A 14,147-nucleotide genomic window follows, 5' to 3' on the forward strand; every position below is an offset into this window, starting at 1 on the left:
GTAGGGCGTTTATCTTTTTGCGGCCAATTTTTCCAGTATAAAAATAAGGGAAAAACCAAGGATAGCTAGAATAATCGCAGATATTAATTGTGGGTCCCCGTCAAAGGAGAAGGGCAAAATGTTTCTATCTGAAATCGTAATTATCTTATCCCCGAACATTTTGGTTTCCAGGACTTCTTTCCACGGCCAAATTTTATTCAGGGAACCCAATATAAACCCGGTAAGCAATGCAAGTGTAAGATTTTTGTAGTGGGTAAACATCCATTTTAGAAGTTTGGCAAAGCTCAATAGTCCAAAAATGGCCCCTAAGCCCACAGTAACAATAATTTTAAGATCGCGTTCATGTACTGCATCCAATACTGTTTTGTATGAACCCAATAGTACTAGGATAAAAGCTCCTGATATACCTGGTAGAATCATTGCACATATGGCCAGTGCCCCGGACAAGAACAAGTAGGGGAGAGATCCCGAATTGTCGGAAGGGGGTAACTTTGTTATGTAAAAAGCTATGGCGGCTCCCATGATCAATAATAGTATTGCAGCCACATTCCATTTTTTTATTTCCCTGCCTACCAACATAATACTGGCCACAACCAAGCCAAAGAAAAAGGACCAAAGGGGAATGGGTTCGTTCTCCATTAACCAACTAATGAGTTTGGCCAAGGAGAGGACACTAATACCGATGCCTAGCAACAGGGCAAGTAGAAAGTTGCCGTTAAGTTTAATCCAAAAGGCTTTTATTCCTTCCTTCCTTAACGTATTCAACAGGGCTACATTAACATTGTTAATGCTGGTGATGAGCTCTTCGTATATTCCGGAAATAAAGGCTATGGTGCCTCCAGAAACACCGGGTACAACATCTGCTGCGCCCATGGCCATTCCTTTTAATAAGATAATGATGTAAGATAAGAGATTGCGATTTTCCATATAAGATAAAAAAACAAAAATAGTTTATTTATCTGGAAGCTTTTTTCACATCCTCAATTAAGTTTTGGGCCCAATCCGTATTGAAGAATTGGGGAAATTCATCTTCAAATAAATGTAGCTGGTCAAGGTCTATTTTAAGGGCGTTGAGCAACCTGTACTGAGCTCTGGGGAAATCGCTTATTAGCAGATAGAAGCCGGCCATTTTATATTGCATTTCACATCGCTGGGGATAAAATTCATGGCCTTGGAGCAATATTTCTATAGCGGCATGCACGTCTAGGTTTTGAACTGCTACATCGGCCCAATGAAACCAAGTGTCAAATTCGTAATTCCCCAAGTCTACTGCCTGTTGATAGGCATAATAGGCCTCGTCATTATTTTTTAAGGAGGCGTGTATCTTTCCGCACTTTTTCCAGTACTTTGAATTTTCCCCATCAATATTTATGGCTTTATTGATGTAGTATAGGGCTTTTTTATAATCCTCCTGTCTAATGTAGTATTCCGTAATTGCCAACCACCCTTTATCCAACAATGGATCTTCATGGACCGTTCTGTAATAATAGGATTTGGCCAATTCGTAGTTCTTGAGTTTTTCATGACATCTGCCTATCCTTAAATAGGCGTGCGAGGTAGGATCTTCAATGGCAATGGTGGTCTCATAATTCTCAATGGCCTCATTGTACTTGCCCATTTTTTCCAATACTTTTCCCTTTTCAAAATAGGCACCAATAAAAGTGTCATCGGCAATAATTGCAAAGTCGAAAGCGGCCAGGGCCTCCTTGTGCATTTTTTTTGTAAAATACATTTTTCCCAATTGGTGCCACGCTACTTCGCTATAAGGGTTTCGTTCAAGATAATCATTTAGGTATACGATGGCTCCGTCATAATCCTCAAGAAACTCAAAACAATAAATAACATTGTAAAGTGATGAATAATCCTCCTCATCGTAGGACACACACATCATGAAATTTTGTTTGGCATCTTCAAAATTATCCATGAACAAATATTCCATACCTAGTAAGGAATGGATGTCAAAACTGTCATCGGTTAAATTTAAGGCCTGGGTCAGAAGGGATACCGCTGCTTCGTGATTGTCCTTCTTGGAATAAATATTGGCTCTTTGAATGTATATTTCCTCATTATTGCTGTCTATTACCTGTAGCTCATCCAGCATTTTCTCTGCCAGCTCCAGATTATTTTCAAAAACAAGGACTTCTATGGACAACAGCTTAAGTTCTATACTGGCAGGATGCTGCTGCAGCCCAATTTTAATGGCTTTTTTGGCCAATGCAATTTTCCCGTTATTGAGGTAGTGGTGAATAATATCTTGAAAATCTTCCGCGTCAAAGAAGTAGACATCATCTGTCTTAAGCATGGATTCAAACTTAGCAATGGGTTGCCCTGGTCTCTCGTTTGGTTCTAACGCCATAGGAACTTCTAATTATTCATTGGAACTAAAGTAGTCTTTTGAAACCCTTATTTCCGACAGATTTGGTCTATTATATTAACAAATTAGTTAACAATTTATTGTTTAAGGCCGTTCAACACCTCTAAAATCAAGCCACAACCAAGTTTAATTTCTTGACTGCTAATGGTCAACGGCGGTGATATGCGAATGGCATTTGGTTCAAAAAGCAGCCAAAACAATATTAGGCCTTTCTCGGCACATTTGAGGATAACCTCATTGGCCGTTTCAGGTTTTTCCATGATTAGGGCCAACATTAATCCCTTGCCTCGAATTTCCTTTATCAATGTATGTTGCAAAAGATTTCTAAAAAGAGCTTCCTTTTCCAAGGTTTCCTGAATGAGCTTGCTTTCCGTTATTTCCTGTAAGGTGGCTAGGCAGGCCGCAGCAATGACAGGATTGCCCCCAAAGGTCGTTATATGGCCCAATTTGGGTTTTTCTGTGAGCGATTGCATCATATGGTGCGAAGCCACAAATGCACCTACCGGCATTCCGCCTGCCATTCCCTTTCCAAGTACCAAAATATCCGGAACACAATCATAGTGCTCAAAAGCGAACAATTTTCCGGTACGTCCAAATCCAGGCTGGATTTCGTCCAATATTAACATTGCACCCACCTCATTGCAGCGTTCCCGTACTTTTTTTAAATACCCATTCTCCGGTAGAATAAAACCAGCTCCTCCCTGGATGGTTTCCAAAACAACTGCGGCCGTTTTTTCGGTTATGGACAACACATCACGTTCTACATTAAAACGAATGAATCCAACGTCGGGAATAAGTGGCCTAAAGGCTCTTTTTCGCTCTTCATAGCCCATAATACTTAAGCTTCCCATGGTATTTCCGTGGTAAGCATTCTTGGCAGATAAAATTTCACTTCTTCCTGTAAACCGTCTGGCCAATTTTAATGCCCCTTCAATGGCCTCCGTTCCGGAATTTACCAAATAAGTGGTTTCCAGCGGTGCAGGGAGTAGGTTTGCCAGCAGTTTGGTATAGGCAACGGCCGGTTCTTGGATGTACTCGCCATACACCATAACGTGCATGTATTTTTGGGCTTGCTCCTGAATGGCAGTCACCACTCTTGGATGGCAATGTCCCAAACTACAAGCGGAAACTCCAGCAACAAAATCCAGATGTGCCTTACCTTTGGTATCGTAAATATAACTGCCCTTGGCATGTGAAATTTCCAAAGCCAAGGGATGTGCCGAAGTTTGTGCCTGGTATTTAAAATATTCCTTTTTCATTTGTATTAGTTGTCAAGGACCCTAAATATCCAGGTGTCATCTATATAATTCCCATTGAAATTGTTATTGTGCGATCGGAGAGCTTCTTCCCGGGAATCATAGTGTTCTAAATAGACATAGTGGTATTTATTGTAGTCTCGTAAGAAGTGTTTGGGTTCCAAACCTTTTTTGGTAAGGCTTTTCATGAATGTTTCATAATTTTCCGCTGCCTCGAAAACGTTGGCTATTAAATAGTAGCCAGAATCCAAACCGTCCTCTTTAGCGCCCTCCTCATAACGCACATCTGTTTTAGCTTCCGGAACGCTGGGTTTGGACTCTTTTTGCTGTTGAATTTTTTTGTTCGGTTCCATTTTCAACAAGGGATTGGGAGGTATTGGCTTGGAAGAATTTATGGAATCGCGCTTTCTTTGATCCTCTATGGCCTCCTCTGGTTCCACATCCAAATCTATAGGGTTGTCCACCCCTTTAATGGTAACCAGTTTTATGTTGTTGTCGTCCTCGTCAAAGATGTCGTCCTTGCTGAGAATCCTTTCCTTTCCACGCCAAATAAATCCTTTCAGCAACCTACTGTTTTCCGGGAGCTCCTTTTCTGGAAAAATATCGCCATCAGGATTGGTAATAAAGGTAATATCCTCTATCTCGTTATTGGCAAGGGTCATTCTAATTGCACTGCAAATGGTCTTGTTTATTCCAATAAGTTCCTGGTCATCATTGTACATATAATAGATAACCTCGGTGTTTTTTACAAGGTCAATGAGGCTTAGTTTATTTTCTATGAATTTCCCGAATAGGTCCTTGCCCTTGGCCTGGTTGTAGCCTACTTTGCCCACTGTATCCAAGGAAATTATAAAGGCGTTGTTTATAACTTTTAAAGAGTCCAATTTTTCGGTTTCCAAGTTGGATAGCAAGTGGATACTGTCTCCGGTCATTTGATTCTCCCCGTTCCAAATAATAGGATTGGTAATTAGTTCGGTAATACCGGTTTTTTGGTTGAAATGGATGGAATCGCACTTCCCGCTTAAATCGGTTTTGTAGAATTTTGCATTTCTGAAGGCCCTAAGGATGCGCTGTTCCGGTTTGCCCGTGATCATTAAGGTATCGCCGTGCATATATAAGGAGTCCTGTTCTACTAGATTGATCGAGACGGCCCTTTTGGTGGCAAAAACGGAATCCTTGGCCTTATATACTTCTGCATAGTGGGCCCTGATCAGTCCATCGTTTACGGTATCCCTTATAGTAATATTGTTCGTTGCAGAGGCAAACTCGGTCTTTTTGTCAAAATATAGGCTGTCTCCAGTAATAATTCGGTTATTGTAGTCTATACGTGTATTTTTAATTCCGTATCCGTTTTCAATTTTAGTATCGTAAAATCCACGTTCGCAGTACATTTTATAGGATTCTCCGGTGATGGTGGAAGGACCGTATAAATAGGCATTTTTAGACTCGGTATAATAATCCAATTGTTTGGAAACCAGTTTAAATTCTGGATTTACAAGGTTTACACTTTCCAGGAACTGGGATTTCTTTAGCTGGGTAAAATAACGCCCTATTTTACTGGTAAGGGTATTGGAGGAATCAACCACGGTTCCGTTATGTTCATAGAAAGCCTCTTGTTTTTCACGATCAAACCGCAAGGTGTCAGTGGTAAGGGTCATGCTGGTGTGGTTCAAAACCACATTTTCCCATGCCTTGGCAAGGTTTAGATTACCGTCATAATCAATTTTGCCACTGGTCAACTGTACAGAATCCCCTTGCTGCAGTTTAATATTCCCAATGGCTTTGAGCCTATTTTCTTTTTGGTAATAAATGGCGATATCGCACCATAGATCTGCTCCTTCGTGCTCAAATTGCACTTGCCGATCATCCTTGCTAAAGATGGCCGCCCCTGGATATTGTTCTTCATCTTTGGTGAAGTTGGCTCCATAAACAATGTTTATTTGTTTAACTTCTTCCTGGGGCTCTTGTGCCCAGCCAATCCAACAACTTAAAATGGTTGATAATAAAAATACGGACTTAAGCAATGTTTAAAATTTTGGTCAAAAATAGTATATTTTGGGGGAGGATAATACAGTTTGGGATAGTTTTAGTAAAACCCCTATAACGAAAAAGCCATCTTAAAAAGATGGCTTTTGCTTATCGATATATGGTCTGGGTCCTATCCGGCCCTACCGAAACAATCTTTATGGGGACTTCCAGTTCTTTTTCCAAGAACTTTATATAATCCATTAAGGTGTCCGGAAGTTCATCGGACTTGCTCAATTTGGTCAAATCCTTTGCCCATCCCTTCATTTCCGTGTAGACCGGTGTCACGTATTCCGGTTCTATACTATAAGGTAAGTGCTTTATTTGTTCCCCTTTATAGTTATAGGCAGTACATACTTTTAGTTTTTCAAATCCACTTAGTACATCTGCTTTCATCATCATCAATTCCGTAACCCCATTGATTTCAACGGCGTATTTGAGTGCTACTAGATCCAACCATCCGCAACGTCTTGGTCTTCCCGTGGTTGCGCCAAATTCGTTGCCAACCTTACCCATGGTTGCGCCGTCCTCATCAAAAAGTTCTGTAGGGAACGGGCCACTGCCCACACGGGTGGTATACGCTTTGAAAATACCCAGCACCGCACCAATTTTATTGGGTGCTACCCCCAAACCTGTACATGCCCCCGCTGCTGTAGTGTTGGACGAGGTTACAAAAGGATAGGTTCCGAAATCGATATCCAATAAGGATCCCTGTGCTCCTTCCGCCAGTATTTTTTTACCTTCACGTTGAGCGTTGAAAATATACTCTTCACTATCAATAAAGGTTAATTTTTTTAGTTCTTCCACCGCCAGAAAGAAGTCTGCCTCCAATTCCTTTAGGTCATATTGGATCTCAACATTGTAAAAGCTGATCATGGCCTCATGTTTGTTGGCCAATATCCTGTATTTTTCTTTCCAGTCCGAGAATTCCAAATCGCCTACCCTCATACCGTTCCTTCCGGTCTTGTCCATATAGGTGGGTCCAATACCTTTTAAGGTAGATCCAATTTTGGCCTTGCCCTTGGCAGTTTCGGAAGCGGCATCCAATAAACGGTGGGTGGGCAAAATTAAGTGGGCCTTTCTAGAAATAAATAATTTTGATTTAATATCTAGATTGAACTTTTTAAGATTATCCAATTCTTTTTTAAAGATAACCGGGTCTATAACCACCCCGTTGCCAACAATGTTCACCGCGGTTTTGTGGAATATTCCTGAAGGAATGGTATGTAAAACATGTTTTATACCATCAAATTCCAAGGTGTGGCCTGCATTGGGTCCACCTTGGAATCGTGCAATTATATCATAGTTCTTTGTTAAAACATCAACTATTTTCCCTTTTCCTTCATCTCCCCATTGGAGTCCTAGTAGTAAATCTACTGCCATTCTATATGTAATTGGATTAATTATTCTTGTTTTCTTCTTTGTTCCGTGTTCCGTAAAAATAGAGCGAGTGTGTATTGATCTTAATGTTGAAAACCTCCTCAATGGTCTTTTTTATACTTTGAATACGTGGATCGCAAAATTCCATAACCTCACCCGTATCCGTAAGGATAACATGATCGTGCTGCCTGTCAAAATAAGATTTTTCGTATTGGGCCTGATTTTTTCCAAATTGGTGCTTACGGACCAACTTACACTCCAATAAAAGTTCAATTGTGTTGTATAATGTGGCCCTACTTACCCGATAGTTTTTATTTTTCATGGTGATATAGAGCGATTCTATATCAAAATGTTCTTCACTATCGTAGATCTCCTGTAAGATTGCGTAGCGCTCAGGTGTTTTTCTGTGACCATTTTCCTCCAGAAAAGTGGTGAAGACATTTTTGACTATTTCTTGATTCTTGTTTTCGCCCATAGCATTTACCCAGCGTTAGGGTACAAATGTACAGTTAAAATTTAAATTCTGGATACTTTATCGATGCCGTTAATGCGCTTTAGATTATCTATAACTTTTTTAAGAATAGCATTGTTTTTTACAACAAGGGTGATTCTTCCCGAGAACGTTCCGCCATCCGTACTGAAATTAATATTCCTCATATTCACATGTAAGTTGCCGGAGATTACCTCGGTAATTTCACTGATCAACCCTATATTATCTATCCCGGTAAGCATTATTTCCACTGTAAACTCTTCTTGGGAAGAATCGATCCATTTGGCCGATATGATCCTATAGGCGTAGTTGGACTGAAGGGAAATGGCATTGGGGCAATTTTTCTTGTGTACCTTAATCCCATCGTTAACACTGATAAATCCGAATACCTCGTCTCCCGGTATGGGATTGCAACATTGGGATAATTTATACTCCAACTTGTCCTCTTCCTTGCCAAAGACAAGGGTGTCATATTTTGAGGTAATCTCCTCCTTATGGATATCTTCAGGAACCGGGGTTCTTTTTATCTTATTTTTAAAGAAGGTTATAAAAGCATTGCTATAGGAGGCCGCAAAATCTTTTAGCATTTGGTTGTCAATGGCACCAATGCCCACCCTATAGAACAAGTCCAGACTCGTCTTGAGCTTAAAAAATACCACCAACTTGTTTATGGTATCCTCGTTAAGGCTAATTTTTTGGGATTTTAATTTACGCCTAAGGATTTCCTTGCCCTCCATGGCCGTAGATTTCTTTTCTTCCCTTAAGGAGGATTTTATTTTAGACCTGGCCCTGGCCGTTGTGGCATAATCCAACCAACTTTGACTGGGTCTGGCAGTGTCGGAGGTAAGAATGTCTACCTGGTCACCACTTTGCAAGGTAGTATTCAAGGGAACCAGTTTGCCATTTACTTTGGCCCCACGGGTATGCATACCCACTTCAGTATGTATATTGAAGGCAAAATCTAAAGGCGTGGCCCCTTTGGGGAGGGATTTTAGTTCTCCTTTGGGTGTAAATACAAAAATTTCCTTGGAATAAAGGTTTAGTTTAAATTCTTCTACAAAATCGACCGCATTGGTATTTGCATTTTCCAGGGCTTCCTGTAGTTTGTTGAGCCATTCCTCAATGCCCTGTTCTTTCTGATTGCCGTGCTTGTATTTGAAATGCGCGGCATAGCCTTTTTCGGCAATTTCGTGCATTCTTTCACTCCGGATCTGAACTTCTACCCATTTGCCCTTTGGTCCCATCACAGTGATGTGCAGGGCTTCATAACCTGTAGATTTAGGGGATGAAATCCAATCCCTTAAACGAACAGGGTTGGGGGTGAAGTGATCTGTAACAATAGAGTAAATTTTCCAGGCCAAAAACTTTTCGTTATGCCGGTCCGATTTGTATATGATCCGAATTGCAAATTTGTCATAAATCTCATCGAAGGATACATTCTGTACCTTCATTTTACGGCGAATGGAGAAGATGGATTTCATCCGGCCCTTAATGTAGTAATTGAGATTTTCTTTGTCCAACGAGTCGCTTATCACGCCGGAAAAAGCGTCTATATAGGCCTGTTGTTCCTCTTTGGACTCTTCAATTTTACCTAATATGTCGTCGTAAACATCGGGTTCAGTATATTTAAGACTGAGATCTTCCAGTTCCGTTTTAATATTGTAAAGCCCTATTCTATGCGCTAAAGGTGCGTATATGTACAAGGTTTCGGAGGCTATCTTCACTTGTTTGTGCTCGGGCATGGAATCCATGGTGAGCATATTGTGATATCTGTCCGCTATCTTTATAATGATAACCCGTACATCGTCATTAAGGGTAAGGAGCATTTTTCTAAAATTCTCCGCCTGTTGGGAAATGTTCATATCCTTTTTCAGGTGGGCAATCTTAGTGAGTCCGTCTACGATCCGTGCAACGGTCTCGCCAAACAAGCGTTCAATATCCGCTAGGGTGTATTCAGTGTCCTCAACAACATCATGAAGTAGTGCGGATGCAATGGAAACTGCATCCAGACCCATTTCGGAAGCCACGATTTTTGCTACCGCTATGGGGTGGAAAACGTATGCTTCCCCCGATTTTCTTCTTTGATTTTTATGCGCATCTACGGCAATATCAAAGGCCGAGCGTATCAATTTCTTATCCTCATCGGTAAGGCTTTGATAGCTTATACGGAGCAGTTCCTTATATTGCTTCGCAATTTCCTTGTTTTCTTTCTCTATTGCAGCTTCGGTCATCATAAATTAAAAATAGCATAAACTATGGTAGTAGACAACAAAAATTATGCCTTTAAATTTTGAATTCTAGACATCAAGGGCGGGTGTGAATAATGAACAAAAACATAAGCGGGATGAGGCGTAAGATTACTTAGGCTGTTCTTGGATAATTTTTTCAAGGAGGTAATAAGAGGTTTGGGGGCGAAGGTTTTTTTTGCAAAATCATCTGCCTGAAATTCAAACTTCCTGGACATGGCGTTCATGATCAATCCTGTAAATTCCGATATTGGGCTGTATAGTATTCCAAAACCTATAAGCGCTGCGTGAAAACTAGGTTGCGAAACGCCAATAGCCAAAGATACCTCTGGATTATTTATAAAGATGGATAGAATAAAGAGGGTAAGACCGGTAAGCAAAATGGAGGCCGATAAATTAAAAATGATATGTTTTCTTTTATAATGTCCCACCTCATGTGCCAGCACCGCTACAATTTCGTCCTCCTCAAGATCGTTGATCAAGGTATCGTATAGGGTTATTCTCTTTTCCTTGCCAAATCCAGAAAAATAAGCATTGGCCTTGGTCGATCTTTTTGAGCCATCTATCACAAATATGTTTTTTAATTCAAATCCCACGTTTTTGGCGTAAGCTTCGATTTTGCTTTTTAAACTGCCTTCTTCCAGAGGCGTTTGTTTGTTGAAAAGGGGTACGATTAGTCGACTGTAAAAAAGGTTCATGAAAAGCGAAAAAACGCTTATGAGAGCCCAGGCATAAACCCAGAAGTTGGTACCTGCCCACTGAAAAAACCAGATGATCAATGCCAGTATTCCACCTCCAAGAATCATCATCATAATCCAACCTTTAAATTTATCCGTCCAGAATAATTTTTTGGTACTCTTGTTGAAACCGAATTTTTCCTCTATTACAAATGTGTGGTAATAGGAAAAGGGGGTTGTAACAATATCATTGCCTATCATAATTATTCCGAAAAAAATAAGGGCGATCACAATAGGGTTGTCACCGTAACTCCTGGCAATGGTGTCTATCCATTCAAATCCCCCCAAAATTAAAAATAGTAAGGTAAGGCTTAGTGAGAAGACAGTGCTCACCATCCCAAAACGATAGTTGGTTTTTTTGTACTCTTGAGATTTTCTGTATTCCTCCTTGTCGAAAACGTCGCTTAATTCGCTAGGGACAACATCTGTATAGCGTTTGGCATTTAAATATTCCAGCACGGTTTCAATGATAAACTGAATCAACAAAATGGCTATTATGATATAAAATAGGATGCTACTGTTCATTTAAAAAATTAATGGATTTCTATATTGTTTTATGTTGCCGTATTGCGGATACAGGTTCTTACTTAAAATCCCCTTTGCCGAATTGCCTCAAAGATAAGTATTGCTGCCGATACGGAGACGTTCATGGAGTCTATTTCTCCATGCATGGGAATTATAATATTTTGGGTTGCGTTCTTCAGCCATTGCTCGGATAGCCCTGTAGCCTCTGTACCTACCACAATTGCCGTGCCCTTGGTAAAATCTATTTCCGTGTATGGCCTGGAGGCACTTAAGGCTGCACAGTTGATATTAATATTGCGACCAATTAAGAATTGGATAATTTCGGGTGTGGATCCCATTGCTATATCGGTGGTGAATACACATCCAACACTGGACCTGATTATATTTGGGTTGTACAGGTCACTTTTCGGATTGGCAATAATAACGGCATCCAGGCCGGCAGCATCGGCTGTCCGTAAGAGGGCACCAATATTACCTGGTTTTTCAGGGGCTTCGGCTACTAAAACAAGGGGATTGTCGTTTTTAAATTTTAAAGACTCCAGGGTATGCTCCCGGCTTACTGCTACGGCCAATATGCCCTCGGTAGTATCCCTGTAAGCCAATTTTTGAAATATATCTTTTGATATGGAAATTATTTCCGGGGTAGGTGAAATTCCATGTACCAATTCCATAATAGCGTTTCGGTTAACGAGCTCTGGATAGAAAAGAATGGTTTTTAGGGTATAGCCTCCCTTCACTGCCAGCTGTAACTCCTTGATGCCTTCAATAATAAAAAGCCCATTTTTTTTTCGTTCACGGGATTTTTCCTTTAATGATATTGTACTCCTTACCAAAGGGTTGTGAATACTGCTAATCTCTTTTATATAGCTCATTGGTGCAAAAATAATATATTATGTTAACTTAATTATGGTTTTACGACCAAAGGGGCAACTAAAATAAGTAGGATGAGATATGTAATTGTATTATTGCTATTGGGCAGTACGCTAGCCTGTAAGATGGAGAGCAAAACAAAGGAAGTTGAGGTGGAATTGGCCGAACCCAAGACTGCTGTAAAGGTTAACATGGAAAGATATCCAGAATCGATCATAAAGCTTTTTGAGGCCCATGGGGGGCTGGCAGCCTGGAGAAATCAGAGGACTTTGGCCTTCAAATTAGGGGAGGAGCTGCATACCATGGATCTTCAGACCAGAAAGGATAGGGTGGACGCACCACTATTTTCCCTTGGGTTTGATGGTGATAAGGTTTGGCTGTTGAACGAAGAAAATGCGTTTAAGGGGGATCCTGTATTTTATCACAATCTTAGGTCTTATTTTTTCAATATGCCTTTTGTATTGGGGGATAATGGAATTGTTTACGATGAAACGGAGGACTTGGTCTATGAAGGTGTCAATTATCCCGGTATTGCCGTAAGCTTCAAATCGGGCATCGGGGCCTCCTACAAAGATGAATACTTTTTGCACTATGACCCCCAAACGTATAAAATGGCTTGGCTTGGTTATACGGTCAGTTACAGGAGCGGAGAACGTTCCGATAATGTAAGCTGGATTGGTTATCACGATTGGACGGATGTAAATGGCCTTAAGGTTCCCAAAGCATTGACTTGGTACAGTTCTGAGGGACGAACGATCAAAGAGCCTAAAAAACCGGTGGTATATGAAGAAATTGAATATAGTGAACAGGCCAAACCCGTAGGTTTCTTCTCAAAACCTGAAAACGGAATATTTGTAGAAGGAAAAGTACAAGAGTAGTACTCATTAAATAGGAAAAGGGGTGAAAAACAAACTGTTTTCACCCCTTTTTTTTGTCTGCCTAAGGTTATTTTCCGTTATATTTTTCCATGTATCTTCTCCATAATTCCGTTTGGTGTGTTTCCAGTGAAATATCCCTTCCGTCAATAAAGGCCCTGCTTAATTGGTTGGTACGCATATCCAGCGCATCACCCTCTGAAATAAACAGTGTGGCACTTTTGCCTACTTCCAAGGTTCCGTATTCTTGGTCTATACCCAAAATTTTCGCGGGATTCTGTGTAATCATTTGGAGCGCTTTTTCTTTGGAAAGTCCTTGTTGTACAAGCTGTCCGGCATAAAATGGCAGGTTTCGGTTTTGAAAATTTTTCGCGCTGGCGTTTTGCATAGCAACCAATAGCCCGCTATCTAACAATATCTTGGGCAGTTTATATGGGAGGTCGTAGTCGTCGTCGTCCGAGGATGGCAGGTTGTGGGGAGCCCTTACCAACACGGATATATCATGTTCTTTTAAGAACTCGGTGATTTTATAGGCTTGATATCCTCCTACCAGGACAACTTTCTTTATCCCTAAATCTTTGGTCTTGACAATGGCATCCATTATTTCCTTTTCACCATCGGCATATACATAAAGCTTTTGAGCTCCGTTGAACAGACCTTGGGTAGCCGCATATGCCGGATTGATTTCGGATACAGCACTTTTGCCATAGGCAAGGGCATTTTTTAAAAAGCTTATAATTTTTTCCTTTTCCTTGGCATAATTTTGATTGGGTTGGTATCTACGGCCCTGGCCCTGGGAAAATGGACCTAGTTTAAAACTGTTTGGCCACGATAGATGTATTCCGTCATCGGCCTTGATAACGGCATCTTCCCAATTCCATGCATCGAATTGCATAACGGAAGAGGTTCCGGAAATGGTACCGCCTTTAGGGGATATTTGTCCCAAAAGCACCCCATTGGGTCGCATACTTTCCACAACTTTGGACTCGGCGTTATAGGCGATTAGGCTTCTTACATGGGGTATTAATTCCCCAATTTCATCCTTGTCGTTGGAGGCCCTAACAGCATCTACCTCTATCAGTCCCAAGGAGGCACATGTTACAATAAAGCCAGGGTAAAGATGTTTTCCGTCTGCTTTTATAATTGTTCCCTTTCTGGCAATTCTGGTCTTGGCATCGCCTACAAAAGAAATTTTCCCACCTTCGAACATGATAAGGGAGTTCTCTATTACTTCGCCATTTCCCAAATGGGCTACAGCACCTTCAATGCTAAAGGCCTCTTTCTGTACCCCGGCAGGAGTTTGTTGTGCGGTTCCTTTAATCGTTGCAGATAACAGGACAAGTGCTATGGTGATTCTAAAAGTTTTCAT

The 14,147-nt window shown here is 40.8% G+C and carries 11 protein-coding genes; 1 reads left to right on the plus strand and 10 read right to left on the minus strand.

Features of this window, described 5'->3' with window-relative positions; all coding sequences use genetic code 11:
- Positions 1-9 precede the first annotated feature (9 nt).
- From QSE00_RS07130 to QSE00_RS07170, 9 genes are all read right to left on the minus strand, one after another.
- Positions 10-927, minus strand: a complete 918-nt coding sequence (locus QSE00_RS07130; RefSeq protein WP_110358202.1) for a polyprenyl-phosphate transporter — start codon at positions 925-927, stop codon at positions 10-12.
- A gap of 28 nt (positions 928-955) precedes the next feature.
- Positions 956-2,356, minus strand: a complete 1,401-nt coding sequence (locus tag QSE00_RS07135) for a tetratricopeptide repeat protein (protein ID WP_110358203.1) — start codon at positions 2,354-2,356, stop codon at positions 956-958.
- Positions 2,357-2,451: 95 nt separating this feature from the next.
- A complete protein-coding gene (locus QSE00_RS07140) occupies positions 2,452-3,633 on the minus strand; it encodes an aspartate aminotransferase family protein (RefSeq protein WP_286105444.1) in 1,182 nt (393 codons plus the stop codon).
- A 5-nt stretch (positions 3,634-3,638) separates the two neighbouring features.
- Positions 3,639-5,654 (minus strand): OstA-like protein, encoded by a 2,016-nt coding sequence (locus tag QSE00_RS07145; RefSeq protein ID WP_353477448.1) that lies wholly within the window; start codon positions 5,652-5,654, stop codon positions 3,639-3,641.
- A gap of 112 nt (positions 5,655-5,766) precedes the next feature.
- Positions 5,767-7,038, minus strand: coding sequence for an adenylosuccinate synthase (locus QSE00_RS07150; protein ID WP_110358206.1), 1,272 nt, complete (start codon positions 7,036-7,038; stop codon positions 5,767-5,769).
- 16 nt (positions 7,039-7,054) lie between these two features.
- Positions 7,055-7,510, minus strand: a complete 456-nt coding sequence (locus QSE00_RS07155; RefSeq protein ID WP_110358207.1) for a Fur family transcriptional regulator — start codon at positions 7,508-7,510, stop codon at positions 7,055-7,057.
- A gap of 41 nt (positions 7,511-7,551) precedes the next feature.
- Positions 7,552-9,756 (minus strand): RelA/SpoT family protein, encoded by a 2,205-nt coding sequence (locus tag QSE00_RS07160; protein ID WP_110358222.1) that lies wholly within the window; start codon positions 9,754-9,756, stop codon positions 7,552-7,554.
- A gap of 44 nt (positions 9,757-9,800) precedes the next feature.
- A complete protein-coding gene (locus QSE00_RS07165; RefSeq protein WP_286105445.1) occupies positions 9,801-11,033 on the minus strand; it encodes a M48 family metallopeptidase in 1,233 nt (410 codons plus the stop codon).
- Between the two features lie 62 nt (positions 11,034-11,095).
- Complete coding sequence (locus tag QSE00_RS07170) at positions 11,096-11,905, minus strand: TrmH family RNA methyltransferase (protein ID WP_286105446.1); 810 nt, start codon at positions 11,903-11,905, stop codon at positions 11,096-11,098.
- Positions 11,906-11,977: 72 nt separating this feature from the next.
- On the opposite strand from QSE00_RS07170, the gene QSE00_RS07175 reads away from it, so the two are divergent.
- On the plus strand, positions 11,978-12,781 hold the full coding sequence (locus tag QSE00_RS07175) for a DUF6503 family protein (RefSeq protein ID WP_286105447.1): 804 nt from the start codon (positions 11,978-11,980) through the stop codon (positions 12,779-12,781).
- 67 nt (positions 12,782-12,848) lie between these two features.
- Here the strand turns inward: QSE00_RS07175 and QSE00_RS07180 are convergent, their stop codons facing one another.
- On the minus strand, positions 12,849-14,147 hold the full coding sequence (locus tag QSE00_RS07180; RefSeq protein WP_286105448.1) for an amidohydrolase family protein: 1,299 nt from the start codon (positions 14,145-14,147) through the stop codon (positions 12,849-12,851).

This window comes from Arenibacter flavimaris (assembly GCF_030291335.1).
Taxonomy (GTDB): domain Bacteria; phylum Bacteroidota; class Bacteroidia; order Flavobacteriales; family Flavobacteriaceae; genus Arenibacter.

Bases quoted from the DNA above. Each gene is read 5' to 3' on its own strand.
- QSE00_RS07130 (WP_110358202.1), bottom strand. From the start codon at position 927: ATGGAAAATCGCAATCTCTTATCTTACATCATTATCTTATTAAAAGGA.
- QSE00_RS07135 (WP_110358203.1), bottom strand. From the start codon at position 2,356: ATGGCGTTAGAACCAAACGAGAGACCAGGGCAACCCATTGCTAAGTTT.
- QSE00_RS07140 (WP_286105444.1), bottom strand. From the start codon at position 3,633: ATGAAAAAGGAATATTTTAAATACCAGGCACAAACTTCGGCACATCCC.
- QSE00_RS07150 (WP_110358206.1), bottom strand. From the start codon at position 7,038: ATGGCAGTAGATTTACTACTAGGACTCCAATGGGGAGATGAAGGAAAA.
- QSE00_RS07155 (WP_110358207.1), bottom strand. From the start codon at position 7,510: ATGGGCGAAAACAAGAATCAAGAAATAGTCAAAAATGTCTTCACCACT.
- QSE00_RS07160 (WP_110358222.1), bottom strand. From the start codon at position 9,756: ATGACCGAAGCTGCAATAGAGAAAGAAAACAAGGAAATTGCGAAGCAA.
- QSE00_RS07165 (WP_286105445.1), bottom strand. From the start codon at position 11,033: ATGAACAGTAGCATCCTATTTTATATCATAATAGCCATTTTGTTGATT.
- QSE00_RS07170 (WP_286105446.1), bottom strand. From the start codon at position 11,905: ATGAGCTATATAAAAGAGATTAGCAGTATTCACAACCCTTTGGTAAGG.
- QSE00_RS07175 (WP_286105447.1), top strand. From the start codon at position 11,978: ATGAGATATGTAATTGTATTATTGCTATTGGGCAGTACGCTAGCCTGT.
- QSE00_RS07180 (WP_286105448.1), bottom strand. From the start codon at position 14,147: ATGAAAACTTTTAGAATCACCATAGCACTTGTCCTGTTATCTGCAACG.